We start from the raw sequence: 22,056 nt of genomic DNA, 5'->3' as shown, positions 1-22,056 counted from the left end.
GATGTCTTCACAAGATCCAACGGCCCCCGGCCGCCGGCCGAAGCGGAGCACGGCCTATCCAGAAATGCCGATCTTGGTTCAGCCTGCGCCCAAGTCCAGGTGGCCGAAGGCCATCAAAACCGTGCGAGTTCTCACCGTGATGCAGGTCGTGTTGGTCATGCTCTGCGGAAACTGCTCGTTCGGCTGGACGCTGGCCCTCGGGATCGGTTGGGCCGCAAAGTACTTCGGCCTTACCGCAGATGTCATCGGGTTCGGAATACCATCGGCCTGGATCGTCGGCTTCGCCGCGATCTTCACCTACGCCTACTTCACCAACCGCTGGGCGGCCCGGGCGGACCACCGAGCTCGGACCACGATCATCATCGGAACCGTGGTCCTGGTCAGCTTCACCGCCGCAGCGATCGCGATATGGAGGTGGAATGGAGATGACATCACTGGGGCCATTCTCGTCGCTGCCGCGCCTCCACTCATCCTCCAGGCGATCGCCCTGGGGTGCGTCTTCGGACATGAGGGCCGCCGCTGGTTCGCAAGCAGTGAGGCCGACCGGATGGACGGGTCTGCCTAGACTGGGCGGACCCGCCATTGAAGGACCCGCCCATGTACACGCCGCCTGCCACTCCGCCCTCAAACCCGCTCCCTCCTGAGCTGCTGCACCGCAAGCCGGGCACGGTCACCACCGCGCAGGTGATGCTCTGGTTGCAGTTCTCGTTCCTGATCTGCTGTGGAGCCGGGGGCGGGTTGACGGCGCTGTTCTGGTCGGATGCGTTGAACTTCAGCGACTTCAAATTCGAGGAAGACCTCTCGAAGGGCTTCGGCGACTTGGCGTTGGTCGTCACGCTCGTCATCGCGGCGACGATCGTGGTGGTGATCCTGTTCGGCATCCTGGCCGTCAAGATCGGCGCGGGACGCCGGTGGGCGCAGGTGACGACGATCGTGGTCATGCTGCTGGCGTTCGTGTCCGGCTTTATCGGGATCTACACCGGGTTCGAGGCGAGCAGTCAGACGGGCGCGCCCGCCGACGGGTCGCGGCTCATCATGACGCTGCTGAGCCTCGCGATGCCGCTCGTGACGCTCCTGTGCCTGTTCACCGGCTCGGCGAACCAGTGGTTCCGGCAGAAGGGGCGCGACCCCCTCAAGGGGCTGCCGCCGCAGAGCCCTCCGGCAGTGCCGTACCGGTCCTACTGAGAGCGGCCCCGAGGGCGGCGATGTTCTCGCCCACCGCGTCCGGGTCGCCGATGCCCTCGACCATGAGGAGCTGGCGGCGCACTCCGGTGGCTTCCGCCGAGGCGGCGAGGCGTTCGGCGACGTGGTCGGCGGGGCCGACCGCGTGGCGTCCGATCATCCAGTCGACATAGGCGGCGTGGTCCCTGGCTCCCCGCCCGGGTTTGAGGCTGACGTACTGGCCGACGCCCCTGGTGAGCAGTTCGGTGAGGGACGACCGGAGCCGGTCGACGGTCGCATGGTCGTCGGCGATCTGCGCCAAGTGGGTAGAGACGTGTTCGGCCGCATCGGGATCGAAGCCGGCGGTTTCGGCTTCGCGCCGCCAGGCGGTCAGGAGCTTCACATGGTCCTCATCGGGGGCGTGCATGCCGAGGAGGAGCGGCATGCCGAGGCGTCCGGCGAGGCGGGCGGTGCCCTCGCCGGTGGCGGCGACCCAGACGGGGCGGCCGGTGCCGGGGGGCATGACGCGCACGGGCAGGACGTCGAAGAACTCGCCGGTGTGGGCGACTTCGGCGTCGCCGGAGAGCCAGCGCCGCAGGAGGCCGAGGCTCTCTTCGAAGCCGCGTTCGTAGCGGTCGAGGCCGGAGCCGAAGACGTCGAGGTCGATCCAGGGGCCGCCGCGGCCGACGCCGAGGCGGAAGCGGCCGGGGGCGAGGGCGTCGAGGGTGGCGGCTTCTTCCCCCAGCGCCACAGGGTGGCGGTTGGAGAGGACGGCGACGGCGGTGCCGATCTGGATCCGTTCGGTGGCGGCGAGGAGGTGGGCGGCCATGAGGGTCGCAGAAGGGCTGGCGCCGTATTCGATGAAGTGGTGCTCGGCGGTCCAGACGCCGTCGAGGCCGGCCGTCTCGGCTTGCCGCGCATAGGAGACGACTCGGCGGAGTGCCGCCGCCGGCGCGATGCCGGGGAACACTCCGCCGAGGAGGAAGAGATCGTGAGCGCTCATGCGCTCACTCTATGGCTTTGTCCTAATGGCGCAACATCTCCGCGACGAGGAACGCGAGCTCGAGCGACTGCTGCGTGTTCAGGCGCGGGTCGCAGGCGGTCTCGTAGCGGTCGGAGAGCTGGTCGTCGCGGATCTCCTGGGCGCCGCCGACGCATTCGGTGACGTCCTCGCCGGTGAGTTCGATGTGGATGCCGCCCGGGTGGGTCCCGGTCTGGCGGTGCACTTCGAAGAAGCCGAGGACCTCGTCGACGACCTGGTCGAACGCGCGGGTCTTGTAGCCCGAGGCGGCCTCGTAGGTGTTGCCGTGCATGGGGTCGCACTGCCACACGACTTTGCACCCGGCGGCCTGGACCTTCTCGATGATCGGGGGCAGGACGGTGCGGACGTTCTTGTGGCCCATGCGGGTGATGATGACGAGCTTCCCGGGGACGTTGTCCGGGTTGAGCTTCTGGCACATCTCGACGACGCCTTCGGGCGTGGCGGTGGGGCCGATCTTGCAGCCGACCGGGTTCGCGACGCGGGAGAGGAAGTCGATGTGGGCGCCGTTCAACTGGCGGGTGCGCTCGCCGTTCCACAGCATGTGGCCGGACAGGGCGTAGGCCTTGCCGTTGAAGATGCGGGTGAGCGCCCGGTCGTACTCGATGGCGAGCATCTCGTGGGAGGCGAAGACCTCGGCGGTGTGGAGGTTCTCGTCCTCGACGCCGCAGGCGGCCATGAAGCGCACGGCGCGGTCGATCTCGCGGCCGATGGCCTCGTAGCGCTCGCCGGCCGGGGAGGTGCGGACGAAGTCCTTGTTCCAGTCGTGCACGGCCATGAGGTCGGCGAGGCCGCCGCGCAGGTAGGCGCGGAGCATGTTCATGGTGGCGGCGGAGTTCGCGTAGGCGCGGATCATGCGCTGCGGGTCGCAGACGCGGGCCTCTTCGGTCGCTTCGAGCGAGTTGAACATGTCGCCGCGGTAGACGGGCAGGCCGAGCGAGTCCTTGGCGGCCGAGCGCGGCTTGGAGTACTGGCCGGCGACGCGGCCGACCTTGACGACCGGGAGCGAGGCGCCGTAGGTGAGCACGACCGCCATCTGCAGGAGGGTGCGCATGTTCGCGAGCACGTGGTGCTCGGTGTTGTCGATGAACGTCTCGGCGCAGTCGCCGCCCTGCATGAGGAAGGCGCGACCCTCGCACACCTCGGCGAGGAGTTCGCGCAGGTGCTCGACTTCGTAGGGGGCGACGATCGGCGGGACGCCGGCGAGCACCCCGGCGACGTCCTCGACCTCGGCGTAGTCCTCCCACGGGGGAACCTGCTCGCGGGGCAGGTTCCGCCAGGCGTCGAGCTGATAGCGCTCGGCTTCCTCCGCGTCGGCGACGACGGGGACGAGGCCAGGGTTTCGCAGGTCATGCCATTGGCGGTTCACGCGCTAATGGTACGTGGCGGCGGGGCGCGGTCACCACGATGATTTGCGTGTCCCAATGGGTGAACCCTCACAGGCGGGCGGGCGGCGCGACACACCGGGACCGGCGCAGACATCCCACCTTTGGGGACGCGTCTAGGCTGGCCGGGTGCGCAAGACGACTATTGAAGACTGGCTGACCGACCTCGCCTCGGAGCTCCCGGCGCCCGGCGGCGGCGCGGCGGCGGGGATGAGCGCGGCCATGGCCGCCGCCCTGGTGTCCATGGTGTGCAACCTGACCATCGGCAAACCGAAGTTCGCCGAGCATGAAGCGGTGATGCGGGAGGCGCTGGCCGAGGCCGAGCGGCTGCGGCTGGAGGCGCTGCAGCTCGCGGAGGACGACGCGGAGGCGTTCTCGGGCGTCGTCGCCGCCTACAAGCTGCCGAAGTCCTCTGACGAGGAGAAGGCGGCGCGGACCGCGGCGATCCAGGCGGGCCTGGTCGAGGCCGCGGCGGTGCCGCTGGCGGTGGCGCGGGTGTCGGCCGAGGTGATCAAGCTGTCGGGCCGGATCCTGGAGGGGTCGAACCCGAACGTGCTCTCGGATGTGGCCGTGGCGGCGTCGGCGGCGAAGTCGGCGCTGGAGTCGGCGGCGCTGAACGTCGACATCAACGTGGTGGCGATCAAGGACGCCGCCGAGCGGGAGCGGCTGGCGAGCACGCTCAACGAATCGCTGCAGGCGAAGGTGCAGGCCGAGGCGATCATGCAGATCGTGGCGAAGAGGATTCGGGCATGAGTGACATCGACGGGCGCGCCGTAGCGGCGGCGCTGCGCGCGGAGGTCGCCGCGGACGCGGCGCGGCTGCGCGAAGAGGGCATCGTGCCGACCCTGGCGGTCGTGGTGCCGACGGACGACGAGGGCACGGCCTGGTACGTGCGCTCGATCCGCAAGGCCGCGGAGAAGGAGGGCATCGACTGCCGGGTCGAGCACCTCAAGGACCCCGGCAAGGACGAGATCGTCGCGAAGCTGCAGGAGCTCTCGGCCGATCCGGCCGTGCACGGCATCATCTGCCAGACGCCGCTGCCGGAGGGTGTGACGCTCTCGGCGGTCGGCGGGTACATCAGCCCGCTCAAGGACGTGGACGGCGCCAACTCCGAGAGCCTGGGCCGCTTGGCCGCCGGGCTCCGCACGTTCGCCCCGGCGACGGCCGCGGCGGTGCTGGAGCTGCTCAAGCGCGAGGACCTGGTCCTGGAGGGCGCCAAAGCGGTCGTCGTGGGACGGTCCACTGTAGTGGGCAAGCCCGCGGCGCTGCTGCTGCTCAACGAGTCCGCGACCGTGACGGTGTGCCACTCGCGCACGAAGGACCTGGCGGCGGTCTGCCGCGAGGCCGATGTGCTGGTCGCGGCGGTGGGCCGCGCGGGGATGATCACCGCGGACTTCGTGAAGCCCGGCGCGACCGTGATCGACGTGGGCACCAACCCGACCGACGACGGCGGTCTGGTCGGCGACGTCGACTACGCCTCGGTCGCCCCGATAGCGGGCCGGCTCACCCCGGTCCCCCGCGGCGTCGGACCGGTCACCACCGCACTCCTGCTGCGCCACACCGTGATCGCGGCGGAACTGCCGAAGAGTCACTAGCGCGTCAAAAGTTTGAAGGCCGATCGCCCACGACGGGCGGTCGGCCTCATTCGTCGGCGCAGACTGTCGGGCTTGCGACAACACCCGGTCGGCCCGCCGCGGTTCGCAGGGTTTGCCCCGGAAACGCCGGAACCCGCGAAACCAGCGATGAACTGGGGAAACGTCCGGTCGTCGCTATGCTCCGGCCATGAGCGCATTCCCCTCGAAGAACTTCTGGGCCGCCCTCAGCGCCCTGGCCACTGCGGCAGGTGTCGTCGTCACCGTCCTGATCTGGCGGCACGGCGTCAACGCCCAGGACGACCCCGATCCCGCCCAGCCCACCGTCTCGAGCGAGGACGGTGCATCTCCCGAGACCGGAAGCGGCCCTTGGCAGGAGGCCGAGACATTCACCGTCCGGCTCTCGGCGACGTTCCAAGGCGACGAATGCTGGGACCGGCACGTCGACCTCGACGACGGCGGCGCCGGCGAAGACCTCCACGGCGACAGCGAGGCCGCCCCATGGGCCGACCTCATCTGGTACTCGTGCGGCAGCTGGCAGGCCGCCTACCTGTACAGCCCGGGCGAGACGACCGGGACTACCCCGGCCGGTGCAGGCCTCGACCCCGCGAACTGCAACGCCGCGACCGGCGGCGAGACCGGATTCGGGCTGGACCTCGACCCCGACGCGCCGCCGAGCGCGCACGGATGCCTGTTCACCACCGAAGGCGTACTCACGGGGGTCTCGGTCGACACCCTCGAATGGGTCGCGGGCGCGGCCGAGGCGGAGCTGACCGTGGTCCTCTGGGCGCGGGACGGCTAAGCGTCGACGCAGTCGGCCAGCGCGGGGAGGAAGTCCATGAAGCGGGCGCGCTGCTGGTGCGTGTCCGTGCCGGTGCCGTCGCTCTTCCAGGCCGCGAGCCAGCAGCCCTTGGCGGCCCACGACCAGCGGAACAGGTCAAGACCCTCAGCCTCGGCCGCGGCGGCGAGCGCCGTCGCGAAGGCCGGGTCGTCGGTGTGGAGCTGGCGGGGCACGGGCCGGAAGAAGCGGTCGAGGGCGTCGGCGGTGAACCGCCCGATGCGGCCGCGCTGGCGCGTCGGCGGGCGCGGCGGGTCGGGCAGCACCACGGTGGTGTAGCGCGCGCGGTGGGGGTGCCAGTTCCCGGCCATCGAGGAGTCGCCGTCGAGCAGCCGGTGCTGCACCACGTCGGGGCCGACGCTGCGCAGCCGCACGGCATGGCAGCGCAGCTGGTAGATCGAGCCGGCGGCCGTCGCGTCGAGCGCGCTGAACCCGAAGCTGGGCCGGCCGCCCCACACGCCGCGCGTCCACCCGCGCACCTGCGCAACCGGGAATCCCAAGCGCCCCAAGGAGTCCAAGACCTCGGCGGTCTCGCCGCCCAGGTCCTCGGGCTGGAGTTCGGCGCGGAACGCGAGCCGGTACTTGCGGGAGAACTGCTGCCAGCCCGCGAGCGCGGCGCGCGCCTCGCGTTCGGCCGCGGGATCGAGCCCGCTCCTCGTCTCGAGCACGGCTTCCGCCCTGCCGACCTGACCCACCACAGGTTCCTCCAACCGTCGATTCACGAGCACTGTATGGCGGCGGGGCAAGGCCGTCCTCCCCCAATTCGCGCGCGCTCTCGCGCCTTCCCGGTCCGCCTCCGCACCGGGCGCTGAGACCGGTGCCGTGGCCTCGGAAAATAACCCCAAGTGGCGGATACCCGACAGACATGCACGACTACTGGACGTAGCGTTAAGGCTTCCCACGCAGAGGAGGTTGCGTATGACACGTCGTCTCGCATTCGTGGCGACCGTCGCCGCCATGATCGTCTCGGTCTCGAGTCCGGCGATGGCGTTCCAGCACGACAGGGTCCAGAACCCGGTGGTGCACTGGGCACTCGACATCGCGGTCCTCGCCATCGTGGTGGCTCCGATCTGGACGGCGCTGCTGTGGGGCAAGGGCGGCGGCAAGTGGCTGCTGGCCGGGCTGATCGCGTTCGTGCAGCTGCCCGTCGCGGTCCTGGGCTTCTCACCCGAGGCCTCGGCGTGGTTCGCCGGGAGCGGCCTGTTCCTCGGCCTCGCGATCACGACCGCCGCGATCGTCTACACCCGCAGGGTGACCCGCCGGGAGCGGGAGGCGCTCCGCCACGAGGAAGCGTCGGGCGAGACCGCCTGAGCCGAGTTCGAAGCCGGTGAGCCGGGTGCCTTCGCGCAGCAGCCTGAACACCGGGCAGCCTTGGAAGGGACCGTCGAACCCGCCGGTGGCGGGGTTCCGGTAGGCGTGCCAGGAGCAGTGCGGCTCGCCGACCCAGCCCCAGGCGCGGTGCGTCTCGGCCCCGGCGAAGCGGTACACGCCGACGCTGAGGATCCGGTCGCCGACGGGGCGCCGGTAGAAGTCGGCGTCGAGGCCCGGCACCGGGATCGAGTCGAAGTCGATGTCCGGCAGGGTCTTGTGAAACGTGAAATCGGCGAGATGCGGGATCTCGCCGACCGTCACTGAGGGATCAGTCTCTCGAAAAGCCACGGGCACGCCTGGTCTAACGACCGGGCGTGCCCGTGGTTGCGTGCTGACAGTGCTTTATGGCCGGTCGGGGCTTCAGCTCCCCTTCAGGTTTCCCCTAGTAGCTTGGAAAACCGGGGGACCTAACCCAACCGACCGCAGTGCTTTCGGAGTGCCCTCCGGCTACACGCCGAAGAAGACCTCGGCGTCGGCGTAGCGCTCGACCGGGACGGTCTTGAGCACGTCGGTGCCTTCGTTGATCGGGATGCGCACGACGTTGGTGCCCTGGAGCGCCATCATCTTGCCGAAGTCGCCCTCGTGCACGGCCGCGGCGGCCTCGAGGCCGAGGCGGGTGGCGAGCACGCGGTCGAACGCGGTCGGGGTGCCGCCGCGCTGCAGGTGGCCGAGGATGATCGCGCGGGTCTCGATGTCCGCGCGCTCCTTGATCTCCTTGGCGACCCAGTCGCCGACGCCGCCGAGCTTGACGTGGCCGAACGCGTCGACCTCGCCGTCCTTGAGCACCATGCCCGACTCGGCGTGCGCGCCCTCGGAGACGGCGACGATGGTGGCCTTGCCGGCCTCCTTGCGCTCCTTGACGAAGTTCGCGACCTTCTCGATGTCGAACGCGACCTCGGGGATGAGGGTGACGTTCGCGCCGCCGGCGATGCCCGCGTGCAGCGTCATCCAGCCCGCGTGGCGGCCCATGATCTCGACGACGATGCAGCGGTCGTGCGAGTCCGCGGTCGTCCACAGGCGGTCGATGGCCTCGGTCGCGATGTTCACCGCGGTGTCGAAGCCGAAGGTGTAGTCGGTGCCCGAGAGGTCGTTGTCGATCGTCTTCGGCACGCCGACGCAGTTGACCCCGTCCGCGGTCAGCTTCGTCGCGACACCCAGGGTGTCCTCGCCGCCGATCGCGATGAGCGCGTCCACGCCCAGGTCGGCCATGTTCTTCTTGATGGCCTCGACGCCGCCCTCGATCTTGTAGGGGTTGGTGCGCGAGGAGTGGAGGATCGTGCCGCCCTGGTCGAGGATGTTCTCGACCGTGTCCCAGTTCAGCTCCTGGGTGATGCCCTCGATGGGGCCCCGCCAGCCGTACCGGAAGCCCACGAACTCGTGGCCGTATTCCTTGCTGCCCTTGCGGACCGCGGCACGGATGACCGCGTTGAGACCGGGGCAGTCCCCGCCGCCGGTGAGCACGCCAATGCGCATGTGTCTTACTCCCTGGAGTCAGGACTGTTAACTGGGCGGCCCCATTGCCGAAACACTGCCCACCTTATATCGGCGTCAGGGGGCGGCGACCTGGGGTTCCGAGAGGCGCTACGGGTGGGATTCGACCGGTGCGTACGCGCCGCGCTCGGCGCGGTACGCCTCGAGCGCCTTCCAGCGGGCGAGGTTCAGCTTGGCGTCGGTGAGGGCGTCGTGCATGTCCGCGTCAGGGGTGGTCGGCAGCTCCGGGCGGCCCAGGTCCTCCCAGCGCTGGCGCAGGTCCTTGGTCATGCGCGGCAGCGCCCGCGGCAGCTCCGGCATCGTGCCCCACAGCTGCGCGAACACGACGTGGTCGTACGCGCCGATCCAGGCCCACAGCTCGACCCGCTCCCCCGGGTGGCTGCCGGACTTGCGGCGCACGGGCGACACCAGGAAGTCGTAGAGCTCGTCGCGAATGGTGGCGCGGTCCTTCCACAGGGAACTCGCCGGAGGCGGCAGCTTGTCGAGGACGTTGCGGCGCACCCAGTCGATCGCGCGGGAAGGGTCGAACTCGGTCGACACGGCGTAGTACTCGCGCCCTTGCTCGTCGACGACGGCGATCGAGACCAGGTCGATCGTGCGACCGTCCTCGATGAACTCGCAGTCGTAGAAGTATCGGTACGCCACGCATCGGCCTTTCGTATGATCACGAGCGGTCTTTTTCGGCCGTTCTCGGGCCCCACCCGTATGTCGCCGGACTCGAGTCGACGCTACGCCATACGATCAGGCAGCCGGAATCTGACCTCGCGTCCCGCACGCGGGCGTCGCGATACCGGACAATCGACGCTAAAGCACGTAGACTTGATCGTACACTCGGTCGAGCGACAAGTGCGCCGTCTGGACACACGGCCCAACGGAGCGTGAAGTTTCCGACACCGGGCTCTGTACAACGACGGAAAAGACAGCGATCATCGGAGGGAACCCGCGGACCCGGGACCCACCGAAGGGGGAGAACTATGGGTGTCAGCCCATCTGAAGACCCGCTTGCAGGCGTCGCCATGTTCGCCGGCCTCGACCCGCAGGCACGGCGGCAGATCGCGGGGGTGGCGGTACAGCGCCACTACCGGCGTGGGCACCTCCTGTTCTTCGAAGGCGAGCCGGGCGAATCACTCATCATGATCCGGTCGGGGGCGGTGAGCGTCTTCCGCACCGCCGCGACCGGCGAGCGCGCGATGCTCCACGTCGCGCGCGCCCCCGAAGTGCTCGGCGAGGTCTCACTCCTGGACGGATCGCCCCGTTCGGCCAGCGCGGAGGCCCTCGAGGACACGTCGGCGCTGGCGCTGGCGCGCTCGTCGTTCCTGGAGCTCGTGCACGGGAACCCGAAGATGCTCGACGCGGTCCTGCGGTCGATGGGCATGATCGTGCGGCGGCTGACCGAGCAGTCCTCCGACCACGTGTTCCTGGATCTACCGGGGCGGGTCGCGAAGACACTGGTGCGTCTGGCGGAGCAGCACTCGTCGCCGATGACGACGATCGAGCTCAACCAGACGCAGCTGGCGGAGATGGCCGGCGGTTCGCGCCAGAGCGTCAACCAGGCGATCGGGATCTTCGCCAACCGCGGCTGGCTGCGCACGGAGGGCCGCAAGATCGTCGTGGTGGACCTGCCCGCGCTGCGGCGCCGGGCGGGCTTCGGGGGAGCCGAATAGAGGCTGAGGAGAAGCGTGCGGTCCCGTGGGGGGATCGCGCTTACTGCTTGCCCTTGTTCTTGAACTTCGCGGCGTATTCGTCGACGTAGTCCTGGCCGGAGAGTGCCCTGAGTGCGTCCATGACCTCGTCGGTGACGGCGCGTTCGATGAAGCGGTCGCCCACGAGCTCTCGGTAGCGGTTGAAGTCCAGTGAGGGGCCGAACTTGATCTTGACTCGGCCGATCTTGGGGATGCGCCTGCCGATGGGCTGGAGCTCCCCCGTGTTGAGCATGGCGACGGGGACGACCGGGGAGCCGGTCTGGAGTGCGAGGCGGGCGACGCCGGTCTTGCCGCGGTAGAGGCGGCCGTCGGGCGAGCGGGTGCCCTCGGGGTAGATGCCGAAGAGGCGGCCCTCGGAGAGGACGCGCTTGCCGGTGTCGAGGGAGGCGCTGGCGGCGTCGCCGCCGGCGCGGTCGACGGGGATGGCGCCGACGGCGTTCATGAAGGTGCGCACGAACCGGCCTTTGAAGCCGGTGCCGGTGAAGTACTCCTCCTTCGCGATGAACGTGACCCGGCGTTTGACGACCAGGGGCATGAAGAAGGAGTCGGTGACGGCGAGGTGGTTGGAGGCCAGGATCGCCGGGCCGTCCTCGGGCACATGCTCGAGCCCTTCGACCTGGGGCCGGTACACGACCCACAGCAGCGAGCCCAGCGTCGCCTTCAGCACCCAGTAGATCACGCGCTCAAGCGTATCGGTACCGGTCAATCCTTCTGACGTCGAACGCGGACGGCGGCTCGCGCGGGCGCGGCCGGGCGCTCCCGCGCGGTGGCGGCGGCCCGCGGGCGCGTGCGAGAATGGGCAAGCGGCGCGAAACGGGACCGCCCGGCCGCCGGTTCGACCGGCGGGCCGTGCACGAGTCCACGCGATCCCGCGCCCCGTCATTCAGCGACCCCGGGAGGCGACGTGACGAGCGATTCCGAGGAGTTCACGTTCGACCTCGGTGCCGACGCCAAGGCCACGATGGTGCTGTGCCACGGTTTCACCTCCGATCCGGCGAGCATGCGCCCGTGGGGCGAGTACCTGCGCGGCGAGGGCTTCAACGTGGTGGCGCCGCTGCTGCCGGGCCACGGCGACACGTGGCAGGTGCTGGCGAAGGCGACCTGGCAGCAGTGGTACCGGCGGCTCGAGGATGCCGTCGACGAGGCGCTGGCGCTGGGTCGGCCGGTGTTCGCGGGCGGCCTGTCGATGGGCGGGTCGCTGTGCCTGCGTCTGGCGGAGCAGCGCGGCGGCGACCTGTCGGGGCTGGTGCTGGTGAATCCGGCGATCTTCGACGACAAGCCGCAGGGGTTCCTGGCGCCGGTGCTGAAGTACGTGATGCCGAGCGTGGCGTCGATCGGGTCGGATCTGAACAAGCCGGATGTGCGGGAGAAGACGACGTCGCGGACGCCGGTGGCGGCGTACGCGTCGCTGCGGCGGCTGTGGCAGGTGACGCGGCCGGAGCTGGCGCGGGTCACGGTGCCGCTTCGGATCTTCACGAGCGCGGAGGACCATGTGGTGAGTCCGCGCAACAGTGCGGTGATCCGGGCGGGCGTGCGTTCCAAGGACGTCGAATCGACGGTGCTGCCGCGCAGTTACCATGTGGCGACGCTCGACTACGACGCTGAGACGATCTTCTCCGGGAGTGTCGAGTTCATGAACCGGCAGCTGGTCAAGGCTCGGAGTGTCCATGACTGACCGCAGCGAGCAGGAGGGCAACGGGGAGCCCGAGAGCGGCGAGCAGGACGGCAAGGGCGGCCCGGAGGAGCTGCGCCCGGAGGACGTCGACCGCCGTTTCAACGAGCTGATCAAGGGCTTGGGCGACACGGACACCGGGCTCGTGAAGGGGCTCGACGCGGAGGAGCATCCGACCGAGGTCGTGCCGATGACGCCGCCGGTCGTGTCGAACCGGGACGACGAGCCGACGCTCCTGGACCTGTGGGACGCGGAGCTGCCGGACGACGACGAGGACGACTACGACCCGCCGGAGCCGCCTCCGGTGCCGTGGCCGAGCCTGCCGGCGATCGGCGGGGTGCTGCTCATCATCGGCGGCCTCGCGCTGCTGGTGAACCCGGGCATCGCGCCGCTGGGGACGAACCCGGGCCGGCTGGTCGGGTTCGTGGGCTTCCTCATCGGCGTGTGGCTGCTCATCAGCCGCCTGCGCCCTGACAAGGAACCGGACGACACCGACGACGGAGCGGTCGTCTGACCCACCCGTACGGGTGAACCTCGGCCGGGCCCGGGCGCAGCCCGACCCGGCCTTCAGCTCGGCTTCAGGTTCGCTTTCCTACCCTGGAAAACCGGGGAACCGAACCCGGTCCGCGTTCGGGCTTTCGGCGTGCGCCGAGAATGCCGCGGCCGGTCGATTCCGGCGCTTCGTCACGGCTTCTGGGCGTCGAGCCAGGAGAGGACCGTGTCGAGGAGTCCTTCGGCGGTGGCGCCTTTGAAGACGTCGTCGGGGGCGCCCGCGAAGGTGAGCGGGGTGATGCCGTATTCGTCGGATACCGCCTGGACTTCCTTCGACTGCGTCTCGGACTCGCTCACCACCAGCAGCACCGGCGGTTCGCCCACCGGTTTCGGCAGCTGCTTCGGGACCCGCAGCGGGGAGACGAGCACCAGGCCCGCCGCCGGGTAGCGCCCGGCCGCCAGTGCGGCCCAGGCCGCGCCCTCGCGGTGTCCGATGAGGACTGTCTGGCGGGGCACGGTGACCGCGGCCTGCACCACGTCGTGCGCGCGGGCCTCCGGCCCGCCCGCGGCGGCGGGCGTGCCGCCCTGGCCGCGCACGCTCACGGCCGCCGCGTACCGCCCCGAGGTGGCGATCCGCTTGAGCCACAAGGCGTTGAAGGCGGCCGCGCCGGCCGGGTCGCCGGTGCAGCAGAGCACCGGGTTCGTCTCGGGGTTGTCCTTGATCTCGATGTCGAAGAGGTCGGCGGGCTCGAAGACCGCGATCTCGCGCCGGACCGGGACCGGCTCGGGGGTGCGGGCGCGCCGGCTCCAGGCGGTGAGGCTCATTTGGCGGGCTCCTGTTCGAGGGTGTCGATGATGCGGCCCAGGCTGGCCAGGTACTCCTCGGCGTCGACCACGAGGCGGCGGCGCGGGTCGACGTGCTCCACCGCGTCGTGGTGCGATTCGGCGTTGACCTGCAGCTTGAAGCTCTCGGCGCGTTCGGGGTCGCTCTTGCGGACCTGGAGCCAGCGGGAGATCGCGTGGGTCTGCCAGTGGACGATGGGGAGGACGCCCACGCCGGGTTCGACGAGTCCGGCCACGGCGAGGGTCTGGGCCTTCGGGGAGAACATCCGCGCGAACAGCCTCGGGGCGGGCTCGTCGCGGGTGCCGCCGAGCAGTTCCGGTGCGACGCAGGCGATCTTGGGCTGGTACCCGGTGGCGAGGACGACGAGGTCGGGGCGGATCTCGGTGCCGTCGGCGAACGCGACTTCGTAGCCGTCGAAGCGGGCGACCTCGCCGCGGCGCTTGATGGACCCGTCGCCGACGTGCTCGAGGTAGCGGCCGTTGCGCACGGGCTCTTCACCGGCCGGGCCGGGGCCGGGCGCCTCGATGCCCATCCGCTCGGCGAGTCGCTTGGGGCCCTTGAGGATCCGGTCAGTGAGGAAGCGGCGCAGGTACTTCGGGCGGGACGCGAGGCGGGCGAGCGCGTAGTCGGCGGGCTCGCCGCCGAGGTACTTGGGCAGGTGCCAGGAGCCGCGGCGCACGGAGTGGACGCAACTGGCGGCGTTCACTGCGGCCTCGCAGGCGATGTCGACGCCGGAGTTGCCGCCGCCGATGACGAGGACGTGCTTGCCGCGCAGGCGGGACGGGTCCTTGAGCTGCGAGGAGTGCAGGACGGTCCCGCGGAAGTCGTCCAAGCCCGGGTAGGAGGGCAGGTTCGGGGACCAGTGGTGGCCGGTGGCGATGATGACCGCGCCGTAGCGCAGCCGCCGCGCGGCGGCGCCGGCCGCGGGCTTGACGACGACCTCGAAGCGGGAGCCCTCGACCGGTTCGAGGTGGGAGATCTCAGAGCCGTACCAGATGTGCTCGGAGAGCCCGAAGTGCTTGGCGTACGCGGTCAGGTACTCGAGCATCTGGGCCGCCGACGGGTAGTCGGGCCAGTCGTCGGGCATCGGGAAGTCGGGGATCTCGGTCTGGGACCGGGAGGTGACGAGGTGGGTGTTGGGGTAGAGCGGGCTGTGCTGGTTCTGCGGGTTCCACAGGCCGCCGAGGACGGTGTCCCGCTCGTAGCAGTCGACTTCGAAGCCGTTCTCGCGGAGGTTCTTGACCGCGATGAGGCCGGACGCTCCGGCGCCGATGACGCAGACGGCCTCGCCGCGGTCGTAGGCGGCCTGGGAGGAGTACTCCTGCAAGGGAAAGGCTCCTTACGGTGGGCATGCAGTCAGGTGCCGGACGGCGGTCCGCGCGCGGGCGGCCGCCGGGGGCGGGTCGCGGTGCGGGGCGCCGAAAGACTGAGAGCAGATTACCGTGAACGGGACTCGTACTTTCGGGGGAGGTAGGCTGCGCGCGTGCTCTTCGAGCTGTGGAAACATCCCCGACCCGACGCCCCCGTCATGCGGCGCGACGGGCAGGTCGTGGTGTCTTCGCACCGTCTCGCCAAGCAGGTGCTGGCCGACCGGGAGCGGTTCTCGGCCGCGAACGCGCTCGACGCGATCACCCCGATCCCCACGGACGCGCTGCGGGAGCTGACGCGGCACCGGTTCCGGCTGCCCGCGACGCTGGCGAACAACGACGGCGACTCGCACGAGCGGATCCGCGCGGCGTTCGGCGAGGTGTTCGCGCCCTCGAACGTGGAGGCGTTGCGGCCGTGGCTGACAGGCCTGGCGCGGCGGACCGCGGCCGGAGTCGCGCGGCGGCTGCGGGCGGGCGAGGCGGTGGACGTGGACGCGGCGGTCTCGTCGGAGATCCCGCTCGCGGCGCTGGCGCGGCTGCTCGGTCTCGAGGTCGAGGCCGCCATGGAGGTCAAGCGGTTCAGCCGGGCCGCACTGGAGCTGTTCTGGGGCGATCCTTCGCCGGAGCGCCAGCGCGAGCTGGCCGGGGTGGTCGGGCCGTTCCATGCGCTGCTGCGCGGCTGGACGGCCGGGTCCACCGGGGCGACGAGGGAGCTGCTGGAGGAGTACGGGGAGGACGCGGCGACCGCGGCACTGTTCTTTCTGCTGGTGGCGGGCCAGGAGACGACGTCGCAGTTCCTGACGCTGCTGCTGCACCGGCTGATCGAGGAGCCGTCGCTGCTGGCCTCGGAGCCGGCGCTGATCGTCGAGGAGGGGCTGCGGCTGCTGCCGCCGATCACGTCGTGGCGGCGGGTGGTGAAGCGGGACACGGACATCGACGGTTTCGCGGTGCGGGCGGGCGAGTCGGTCCTGGTGTGGCTGGGGGCGGCCGGCGTGGACGAGGGCGTCGCGGAGTGTCCGATGAGGATGGTGCCGGGGCAGCGGGGTTCGCGGCGGCACTTGGCGTTCGGTGCGGGCGCGCACCGCTGCTTGGGGAGCCAGTTGTCGCGGATGGAGGCGGAGGTGGTGGTCGCGGAGCTCGCGCCGCTGCTCCCCCGCTGCCGGGTGGTGGCGGCGCCGGTGAGCGACCCGAACCTGTCGTTCCGGATGCCGAGCCCGCTCGTGGTGCGGCTGGCCGTTTAACGGCTTGCGGTGCGGCGCATGCGCTTGCCAAGCTGTCGGGATGCCTGAATTCCTGGAGTTCCGCCAACGCGGGACCGCTTACGTCCTCCGTGACCTGCCTGAGCGGCCCGGCCTCGAGGTGCTGGTGATGCTGCACCGGGACCGGCCGGAGGCCGGGGTGCAGGTGCCCGGCGGCGGGGCGCGGCCCGGGGAGACGCCGGGCGAGACGGCGATGCGCGAGGCGGTCGAGGAGACCGGCGTGCGCGGCCTCGTGTTCGGGGAGGTGCTGGGCAGCAAGCTGATGGCGGTGCCGGACTGGCGCGACTACGACTACCAGGTGAGCACGTACTCGTGGATGGTCACGGAGGATCCGCGGGACGCGTGGGACCACACGGTGGTCGAGACGGGCGACGAGGACGACGGCATCCGGATGCGGTGCGAGTTCAGGCCGGTCGAGGCGTCGGGCATCGACTGGGGGCTGGACTTCCTGCTGGGCCTTGCCATCCCGCGGTTCGAGGCGCGGCGCGGGGCCGGGCTCGGCGTGCCCGCTTAGCGTGCGCTGCCGGACTGGGGCTCGGTGCGGCGGCTTTGGTGCGATGCGGGCGCCGGGGGTAGAGGCGCCCGCATCGCACTGATTCGGCACCTATTGGGCCGGTTCGCTACCAAGGTACCGGGTGGCGTCAAGGCAGGTGGGAGCGAGCGCCATAGCTGTGACGGACCGGTCCGTCACGCGGGCAGGGGGAACCGCGCCGCGGGCGCGATGCCGCGCGACGGGCGGGTTTTCGTCAGGCGTCGGGGCCGAAGCGGCGGAGGTCGCCTTCGAGGTCGAACCATTCGGAGGCGCTGAGGCGGAAGACCTCGGGGTCGAGCCCGGCGGCGCCGGCGGGGATCCAGCCGAGGCGGCGGCCGGGCAGGTCCTTCAGGTTCTCGTACTCGGCGAGGCCCGGTTCGAGCGGCCATGATCCGATGAGGACGGACGCGTCGATGCCGCGCCGCGACAGCGCCTCGAGGGTGAGGGCGGTGTGGTTGAGCGTGCCGAGGCCGGCGCGAGTGACGACGACGGCAGGGCAGCCGAGCTCGACGGCCAGGTCACGGGCGGTCCAGCCGCCGGCGCCGAGCTGCACGAGCAGGCCCCCGGCGCCTTCGAGGAGGACGACCTCGGATTTCGCTTCGAGGACCGTCTCGGCGACGTCGTGGAGTTCGAGCAGCGGGAGGCCGCTGCGGCGCGCTGCGGCGAAGGGCGCCAACGGGTCCGGGTAGCAGGCGAGCGCCCGGGCCGGGGCCCCCGAGAGCCGGGTGACCTCGGCGGCGTCGTCATCGTCGCCGGTCTGCGCGATCTTGACGACCTCGACACTGCGGCCCTGCCGCATGAGGAACGCGGCCAGCGCAGCGGTGGCGACGGTCTTGCCGACGCCGGTGTCGGTGCCGGTGACGAGCACGGGTCCTTCGAACGCGATCATGCGCATAACGTAACGCTCCCCGCACGAGCCTCGCCGCCGTCCAGCGGCCCGGCGACTCTCCGATACCGATGACCAGTGCAAACGCTCGATTGTCGGACCCGCGTGGGACCGTGGTCCTTTTCGGTTGGTCGGAGGCGGATGCGGGTGGGAAGGGGCATGCCCTACGCCTCGCCGAGCGGTGGCCGGCAGCGGCGAGCCGTCGCCGTCGACCGGCTCGGCCCGATCCCTACCGCGCCGCCTGGATCACCTCTAGCGCCCGGTCGAAGTCCTCGACCGCCACTCCCGTGTTGATCGTGACTCGCAGCCGGGACCGATGGTCCGGCGTGGAGGGCGGGCGGAAGCAGCCGACTGCCACGCCTGCCGCCGCGCAGCGTTCGGCCCAGTCGGTCGCGGCCTTCGCGTCTCCGGCGGGCGGCGAGAGGACCCCGGCGGCCGGTGTCGGTGCGTTCAGCGTCGCCGCCGCCAGGGCGGCCCGGCGGGCGAGTTCGGCTCGGGCGCTGTCGGATTCGCGTGCGATGGCGAGCGCCGCGCCGGCGCCGGCAATCACTGCGGGCGGTGGGGCGGTGTCGTAGATGAAGGTGCGGCCCGTGTCGTGGAGGTGGCGGCGCAGGGCGGCCGGGCCGGCGACGATGCCGCCCGCCGCGCCGAGCGCCTTCGAGAGGGTCGCGGTGAGGACCACGCCCGGGTCGCCCGCGAGCCCGGCGGCGGCTGCGCCGCCCGCGCCGTGCGGGCCGATCGTGCCGATCGCGTGGGCTTCGTCGATGAGCAGCAGCGCGCCGTGCGCGGTCGTGAGTGCGTGGATCTCGCGCAGCGGCGCCGCGTCGCCGAGCACGGAGTACACCGACTCGACCGCGACGAGGGCCGGCCGCACCTCCCGGAGCCGGCGCTGGAGCTCGTCGAGGTCGTTGTGCGCGAACGTGTCCGAGCGGCCCCCGGCGAGGCGGGCGGCGTCGTGGAGCGACGCGTGGGCGTGCGCGTCGAGCAGGACCGGCCCGGCCAGCGCGGCCACCGCGCCGAGATTGGCCATGTAGCCCGAGGAGTAGAGGACGGCGGTCTCGGTGCCGGTGTGCTGCGCGAATTCGGCCTCGAACCGTTCGTGCACACCGGTGGTGCCGCGCACGAGCCGAGAGCCGCTCGCGCCGAGGCCGTGTTCGGCGAGCGCGGCCGCGGCGGCGGCGAGGACGGCGGGGTGGCGGGAGAGCCCGAGGTAGTCGTTCCCGGCGAGGTCGATCGCATCGGCGCGGGTGCGGACGTGGCGGGTGAGCCCGGCCTTGGCGCGCAGGTCCGCTTTGCGGCCCAGGCGGTGCCAGACGCCGGGGGCGGCGCTTGTCATGCCGCGACCTCGTCGATCGCTTCGGCGAGGGCGTTCACGAGCAGGTCGGTCTCGTCGTCGCCGAGGGTCAGCGGCGGCATGAGCACGACCGTGTTCCCGAGCGGGCGCAGCCACACGCCCCGGTCGCGGGCGGCCTGGCAGACCGCGAACCCGGTGCGGTCGCCGACCGGCGCGACCTCGACGCCGATCATCGTCCCGAGCTGGCGGATCTCGAGCACATTGTCGTTGGAGCCCAATGGCTCCAGGAGTTTCGCGAGGCGTTCGCCGAGGCGGGCGGCCTGGCCGGTCACGTCCTGCTCCCCCATGACGCGCAGGTTCGCGAGCGCGGCGGCGCAGCACAGGGGGTTCGCGGTGTAGGTGTGGCCGTGGAAGAACGTGCGCGGCGCGCTGTCGCCGGGCCGGGTCAGGAACGCCTCGTAGACGTGTTCGGCGGCGAGGACCGCCGAGAGCGGCAGGTACCCGCCGGTGATGCCCTTGCCGCAGGTGAGGAGGTCGGGGGTGACGCCGGCGTGCTCGGCGGCCCACATGCGCCCGGTGCGGGCGAAGCCGGTGGCGACCTCGTCGAAGATGAGGAGCGCGCCGTGGGCATCGGCGAGTTCCCTTGCGGTGCGCAGGAACTGCGCGTCGTAGTCGAGCATGCCCGCGGCGCCTTGGATCATCGGTTCGACGATGATCGCGCACACCTGGGCGCCGTGCTCGCCCATGACGCTGCGGAGCGCGGCCTCGGCGATGGCGTTGCGGTCGGGGCCGAGGGCGCGGTCGCCGGGCGAGGGGACGCCGATCGTGTCGAGCAGCAGCGGCTTGTATGCCTGGTGGAAGAGGTCGTGGCCGCCGACGGCGACCGCGCCGAGGGTGTCGCCGTGGTAGGCCTGGTCGAGGCGGACGAACTTGGGCCGGGAGTGCCCGGTCTGGGTCGAGTACTGGTAGGCGATCTTGAGGGCCGCTTCGACGGCGGACGAGCCGTCTCCGGCGTAGAAGACCTTGGTCAGCTCGGGTCCGTTCCCCTTGGGGGCGAGGGCGATGAGCGCCTCGGAGAGTTCGATGCCCGGGGTGTGGGTGGTGCCGAGGAACGTGGAGTGGTCGAGCTTGGCGAGCTGGGCGGTGATGGCGGCGTTGATGTCGGGGTGCCCGTGGCCGAGGGTGGTGGTCCACAGTGAGGAGACGCCGTCGAGGTAGCGGCGGCCGTCGACGTCGATGAGCCAGGGCCCTTCGGCGCGGTCGACGACGACGGGCCGGTCGCCGGTCCAGGTGGAGTGCTGCGTGAAGGGGTGCCACACGGCGGCGGCGTCGCGGGCGGTCCATGCGGCGCTGGCGGTCATCGCTCGACTCCTTAGACGGTTCCTACAAGACGCTTTGGAGGATACCGTCAGCCGCTGGTGGTCGGGCGGGGGTGCGCGGCCGTTTCCGGGCCGTGCGATTCCCTTGACACCACCGTTATCGAACCGAGGCCGCCGCAGTCGCGTTGCGGCAGGAGGCGTAGTTTTGGGCGGTCATAACGGACCCTCCGGCTCCGTCCGGGTTTTTGCACTTTGAACACAGTGGGACGCTTGACAACCACATACGCCAGGGGCAGACTAGTGACACTTACGGCAATCGCGGAGGATTGTCACTTACCGCCCTTCAGGTACCGGACCCATCGGCGATTCCCTGCGCCGACGCGGTCCCTGCCGCGTCATAGGCCGCAACCCCCGTGGCGGCAAGCTGCAACGGCGCAGACCGGTGCCCGAGGACGACGCTCGCGGAGCCGAGAACGAGGAAGGCCCTGTGTCGAACCAGAACCCCCCGCCGGCCCCGGCCGGACCCGCCGACGACGCGTCCGAGTCCGACCGCAAGCCGACGTTCTCCCAGGTCTTCGGCGACCGCGAAGCCGCCGGGTTCCTCCTCGCCTTCTGCCTCTCCAACGCCGGCGCGATGCTCAACCGGGTCGCCGTCACCTTCCTCGTGTGGCAGCAGACCGGCTCCTCGGCGCTCGCCGCCGCCTCCTTCGCCATCAGCTTCGCGCCCTATCTCGGCCTCGCCCAAGTCCTCGGGGCCATTGTGGACCGGTACTCGTACCGGAACGTCATGGTCGTGTGCGACGTGCTGCGCGCCGGCCTCATCGCCCTGCTCCTCATCCCCGGCCTGCCCATCGGCGTCATGATCGCGATCGTCTTCGCCGTCGCCGCCGTCCAGCCCGCCTACAACGCCGCCCGCGTCGCGACCCTCGCCCAGATCCTCACCGGCGACGCCCTCTCGGTCGCGATCGCGCTCTCCTTCAGTGCCGCCGCGACCGCCCAGATCATCGGCTACCTCGCGGGCGGCCTGCTCGCCGCCATCGACCCGCACACCGCCCTCGCGATCAACGCCGCGCTCTTCGTCGTCAGCGCCGTCGCGATCAGCGCCCTCGTCCAGTACCGGCCCTCGGTCAACAAGCGCGAAGAGCGCCGCCACGTGCTCACCGAGACCGCCGACGGCCTGCGGATGCTGCGCGACAACAAGGTCCTGCGCACCGTGTCCTTCGGGATCTGGGGCCTGTTCGCCCTCACCGCCGTCCCCGAAGGCGTCGCGGTCCTGTGGGCGGCGCACCTGGGCGGCGACTCCAAGACGCAGGGCCTCATCATGGCCGTCGACGCCGCCGCCGCGGTCGTCGCGAGCCTCCTGTTCGCCCGGCTCGTGCGGCCCTCGGTGCGCGACAAGCTCATCCGGCCGCTCGCGTTCATCGGCCCCGTGGTCCTGACGGCCGCGCTGCTCGACCCGCCGCTCGCCGGCGTGCTGCTCATCGCGATGGGCGCGGGCCTCGCCAACATGATCATGGCCCCCATGAACGCCACCCTCGCCCAGTGCATCCCCGACGGCTGGCGCGGCCGCGTCGTCGCCGCCGCGAACTCCGGGCTCCAGCTCAGCCAGGGCATCGCCATCGCCGGGATCGGCCTCATCGTCGAGTTCGGGGCGTCCGTGCCGTATGTCGTGGGCGCGTGGGGCCTCATCGGCTTCCTCATCCAGTACCTGGTCACCCGCAACTGGCCCACCACCGCCGAGATCCAGGCCGCCAAGGCCGCCGCCGCGCCGCCGCCCGCCGCGGCTTGAACCCCGCGGAGCCTGCCGCCGC

General features: G+C 71.0%; 24 protein-coding genes. 13 read left to right on the top strand and 11 right to left on the bottom strand.

All coding sequences use genetic code 11. From position 1 onward, the window contains the following. Nucleotide 1 precedes the first annotated feature (1 nt). Together J5V16_RS00460 and J5V16_RS00455 are read left to right on the top strand one after the other, a co-directional pair. Nucleotides 2–565 carry a hypothetical protein gene (locus J5V16_RS00460; protein WP_208493964.1) on the top strand — a complete coding sequence of 188 codons (564 nt, stop codon included), beginning with the start codon at nt 2–4 and terminating at the stop codon, nt 563–565. Nucleotides 566–597: 32 nt separating this feature from the next. After that, nucleotides 598–1,185 (top strand): hypothetical protein, encoded by a 588-nt coding sequence (locus tag J5V16_RS00455; protein ID WP_208493962.1) that lies wholly within the window; start codon nt 598–600, stop codon nt 1,183–1,185. Here J5V16_RS00455 and J5V16_RS00450 read toward each other — a convergent pair. Both J5V16_RS00450 and J5V16_RS00445 read right to left on the bottom strand, forming a co-directional pair. Continuing rightward, nucleotides 1,133–2,164 carry an LLM class flavin-dependent oxidoreductase gene (locus tag J5V16_RS00450; RefSeq protein WP_208493960.1) on the bottom strand — a complete coding sequence of 344 codons (1,032 nt, stop codon included), beginning with the start codon at nt 2,162–2,164 and terminating at the stop codon, nt 1,133–1,135. The genes J5V16_RS00455 and J5V16_RS00450 overlap by 53 nt on opposite strands. A gap of 22 nt (nt 2,165–2,186) precedes the next feature. After that, a complete protein-coding gene (locus tag J5V16_RS00445; protein WP_243900612.1) occupies nt 2,187–3,548 on the bottom strand; it encodes a class II 3-deoxy-7-phosphoheptulonate synthase in 1,362 nt (453 codons plus the stop codon). A gap of 166 nt (nt 3,549–3,714) precedes the next feature. On the opposite strand from J5V16_RS00445, the gene J5V16_RS00440 reads away from it, so the two are divergent. The 3 genes from J5V16_RS00440 to J5V16_RS00430 all read left to right on the top strand — a co-directional run bounded on the left by J5V16_RS00440 (nt 3,715) and on the right by J5V16_RS00430 (nt 5,979). After that, nucleotides 3,715–4,338 (top strand): cyclodeaminase/cyclohydrolase family protein, encoded by a 624-nt coding sequence (locus J5V16_RS00440; protein ID WP_208493956.1) that lies wholly within the window; start codon nt 3,715–3,717, stop codon nt 4,336–4,338. Next, a complete protein-coding gene (locus tag J5V16_RS00435; protein ID WP_208493954.1) occupies nt 4,335–5,180 on the top strand; it encodes a bifunctional 5,10-methylenetetrahydrofolate dehydrogenase/5,10-methenyltetrahydrofolate cyclohydrolase in 846 nt (281 codons plus the stop codon). The genes J5V16_RS00440 and J5V16_RS00435 overlap by 4 nt, the downstream gene beginning before the upstream one ends. 187 nt (nt 5,181–5,367) lie before the next feature. Beyond that, nucleotides 5,368–5,979: a hypothetical protein gene (locus tag J5V16_RS00430; RefSeq protein WP_208493952.1), complete on the top strand. Its 612-nt coding sequence runs from the start codon at nt 5,368–5,370 to the stop codon at nt 5,977–5,979. Here J5V16_RS00430 and J5V16_RS00425 read toward each other — a convergent pair. Continuing rightward, nucleotides 5,976–6,683 carry a hypothetical protein gene (locus tag J5V16_RS00425; RefSeq protein WP_208493950.1) on the bottom strand — a complete coding sequence of 236 codons (708 nt, stop codon included), beginning with the start codon at nt 6,681–6,683 and terminating at the stop codon, nt 5,976–5,978. The genes J5V16_RS00430 and J5V16_RS00425 overlap by 4 nt on opposite strands. Before the next feature lie 250 nt (nt 6,684–6,933). On the opposite strand from J5V16_RS00425, the gene J5V16_RS00420 reads away from it, so the two are divergent. Together J5V16_RS00420 and J5V16_RS00415 are read left to right on the top strand one after the other, a co-directional pair. Beyond that, on the top strand, nt 6,934–7,326 hold the full coding sequence (locus J5V16_RS00420; protein ID WP_208493948.1) for a hypothetical protein: 393 nt from the start codon (nt 6,934–6,936) through the stop codon (nt 7,324–7,326). Between the two features lie 117 nt (nt 7,327–7,443). After that, nucleotides 7,444–7,650 (top strand): hypothetical protein, encoded by a 207-nt coding sequence (locus tag J5V16_RS00415; protein ID WP_208493946.1) that lies wholly within the window; start codon nt 7,444–7,446, stop codon nt 7,648–7,650. A gap of 183 nt (nt 7,651–7,833) precedes the next feature. Here the strand turns inward: J5V16_RS00415 and J5V16_RS00410 are convergent, their stop codons facing one another. Further along, nucleotides 7,834–8,859, bottom strand: coding sequence for a 6-phosphofructokinase (locus J5V16_RS00410; RefSeq protein ID WP_208493944.1), 1,026 nt, complete (start codon nt 8,857–8,859; stop codon nt 7,834–7,836). A gap of 108 nt (nt 8,860–8,967) precedes the next feature. Beyond that, on the bottom strand, nt 8,968–9,522 hold the full coding sequence (locus J5V16_RS00405; protein ID WP_208493942.1) for a polyadenylate-specific 3'-exoribonuclease AS: 555 nt from the start codon (nt 9,520–9,522) through the stop codon (nt 8,968–8,970). A 329-nt stretch (nt 9,523–9,851) separates the two neighbouring features. Here J5V16_RS00405 and J5V16_RS00400 point away from each other — a divergent pair, with 329 nt between their 5' ends. Beyond that, nucleotides 9,852–10,541 carry a Crp/Fnr family transcriptional regulator gene (locus J5V16_RS00400; protein WP_030158415.1) on the top strand — a complete coding sequence of 230 codons (690 nt, stop codon included), beginning with the start codon at nt 9,852–9,854 and terminating at the stop codon, nt 10,539–10,541. A 40-nt stretch (nt 10,542–10,581) separates the two neighbouring features. On the opposite strand, the gene J5V16_RS00395 is transcribed toward J5V16_RS00400, so the two are convergent. Beyond that, nucleotides 10,582–11,259, bottom strand: a complete 678-nt coding sequence (locus tag J5V16_RS00395) for a lysophospholipid acyltransferase family protein (RefSeq protein WP_307792822.1) — start codon at nt 11,257–11,259, stop codon at nt 10,582–10,584. 225 nt (nt 11,260–11,484) lie between these two features. Between J5V16_RS00395 and J5V16_RS00390 the strand changes: the two genes are divergently transcribed. Together J5V16_RS00390 and J5V16_RS00385 are read left to right on the top strand one after the other, a co-directional pair. Next, complete coding sequence (locus J5V16_RS00390; protein WP_208493938.1) at nt 11,485–12,255, top strand: alpha/beta hydrolase; 771 nt, start codon at nt 11,485–11,487, stop codon at nt 12,253–12,255. After that, the gene (locus J5V16_RS00385; protein ID WP_208493936.1) at nt 12,248–12,766 is read left to right on the top strand and encodes a hypothetical protein; all 519 of its coding nucleotides are present in this window, start codon (nt 12,248–12,250) and stop codon (nt 12,764–12,766) included. The genes J5V16_RS00390 and J5V16_RS00385 overlap by 8 nt, the downstream gene beginning before the upstream one ends. 170 nt (nt 12,767–12,936) lie before the next feature. Here J5V16_RS00385 and J5V16_RS00380 read toward each other — a convergent pair whose 3' ends face one another. Continuing rightward, on the bottom strand, nt 12,937–13,569 hold the full coding sequence (locus tag J5V16_RS00380; protein ID WP_208493934.1) for a hypothetical protein: 633 nt from the start codon (nt 13,567–13,569) through the stop codon (nt 12,937–12,939). Further along, a complete protein-coding gene (locus tag J5V16_RS00375; RefSeq protein ID WP_208493932.1) occupies nt 13,566–14,915 on the bottom strand; it encodes a flavin-containing monooxygenase in 1,350 nt (449 codons plus the stop codon). The genes J5V16_RS00380 and J5V16_RS00375 overlap by 4 nt, the downstream gene beginning before the upstream one ends. 156 nt (nt 14,916–15,071) lie before the next feature. Between J5V16_RS00375 and J5V16_RS25275 the strand changes: the two genes are divergently transcribed. Together J5V16_RS25275 and J5V16_RS00365 are read left to right on the top strand one after the other, a co-directional pair. Next, complete coding sequence (locus J5V16_RS25275) at nt 15,072–16,196, top strand: cytochrome P450 (protein ID WP_208493930.1); 1,125 nt, start codon at nt 15,072–15,074, stop codon at nt 16,194–16,196. A gap of 40 nt (nt 16,197–16,236) precedes the next feature. Then, entirely contained in the window at nt 16,237–16,728 is a 492-nt protein-coding gene (locus J5V16_RS00365; protein ID WP_208493928.1) for an NUDIX domain-containing protein, read from the top strand. A gap of 232 nt (nt 16,729–16,960) precedes the next feature. Here J5V16_RS00365 and bioD read toward each other — a convergent pair whose 3' ends face one another. From bioD to bioA, 3 genes are all read right to left on the bottom strand, one after another. Further along, nucleotides 16,961–17,635: a dethiobiotin synthase gene (gene bioD, locus J5V16_RS00360; protein ID WP_208493927.1), complete on the bottom strand. Its 675-nt coding sequence runs from the start codon at nt 17,633–17,635 to the stop codon at nt 16,961–16,963. A gap of 226 nt (nt 17,636–17,861) precedes the next feature. Beyond that, nucleotides 17,862–18,968 carry an aminotransferase class I/II-fold pyridoxal phosphate-dependent enzyme gene (locus J5V16_RS00355; protein WP_208493925.1) on the bottom strand — a complete coding sequence of 369 codons (1,107 nt, stop codon included), beginning with the start codon at nt 18,966–18,968 and terminating at the stop codon, nt 17,862–17,864. Then, nucleotides 18,965–20,287, bottom strand: a complete 1,323-nt coding sequence (gene bioA, locus J5V16_RS00350) for an adenosylmethionine--8-amino-7-oxononanoate transaminase (protein ID WP_208493923.1) — start codon at nt 20,285–20,287, stop codon at nt 18,965–18,967. Before bioA ends, J5V16_RS00355 begins: the two co-directional genes overlap by 4 nt. Nucleotides 20,288–20,732: 445 nt before the next feature. On the opposite strand from bioA, the gene J5V16_RS00345 reads away from it, so the two are divergent. Continuing rightward, nucleotides 20,733–22,034 (top strand): MFS transporter, encoded by a 1,302-nt coding sequence (locus J5V16_RS00345; RefSeq protein WP_208493921.1) that lies wholly within the window; start codon nt 20,733–20,735, stop codon nt 22,032–22,034. The last annotated feature ends 22 nt before the right edge of the window (nt 22,035–22,056 follow it).

The sequence above is a fragment of the Glycomyces niveus genome (genome assembly GCF_017592475.1).
GTDB classification, from domain to species: Bacteria; Actinomycetota; Actinomycetes; order Mycobacteriales; family Micromonosporaceae; genus Glycomyces; species Glycomyces niveus.
Note: the sequence above shows the minus strand (reverse complement) of the source record. Positions and strands in the feature narration are given on the sequence as shown.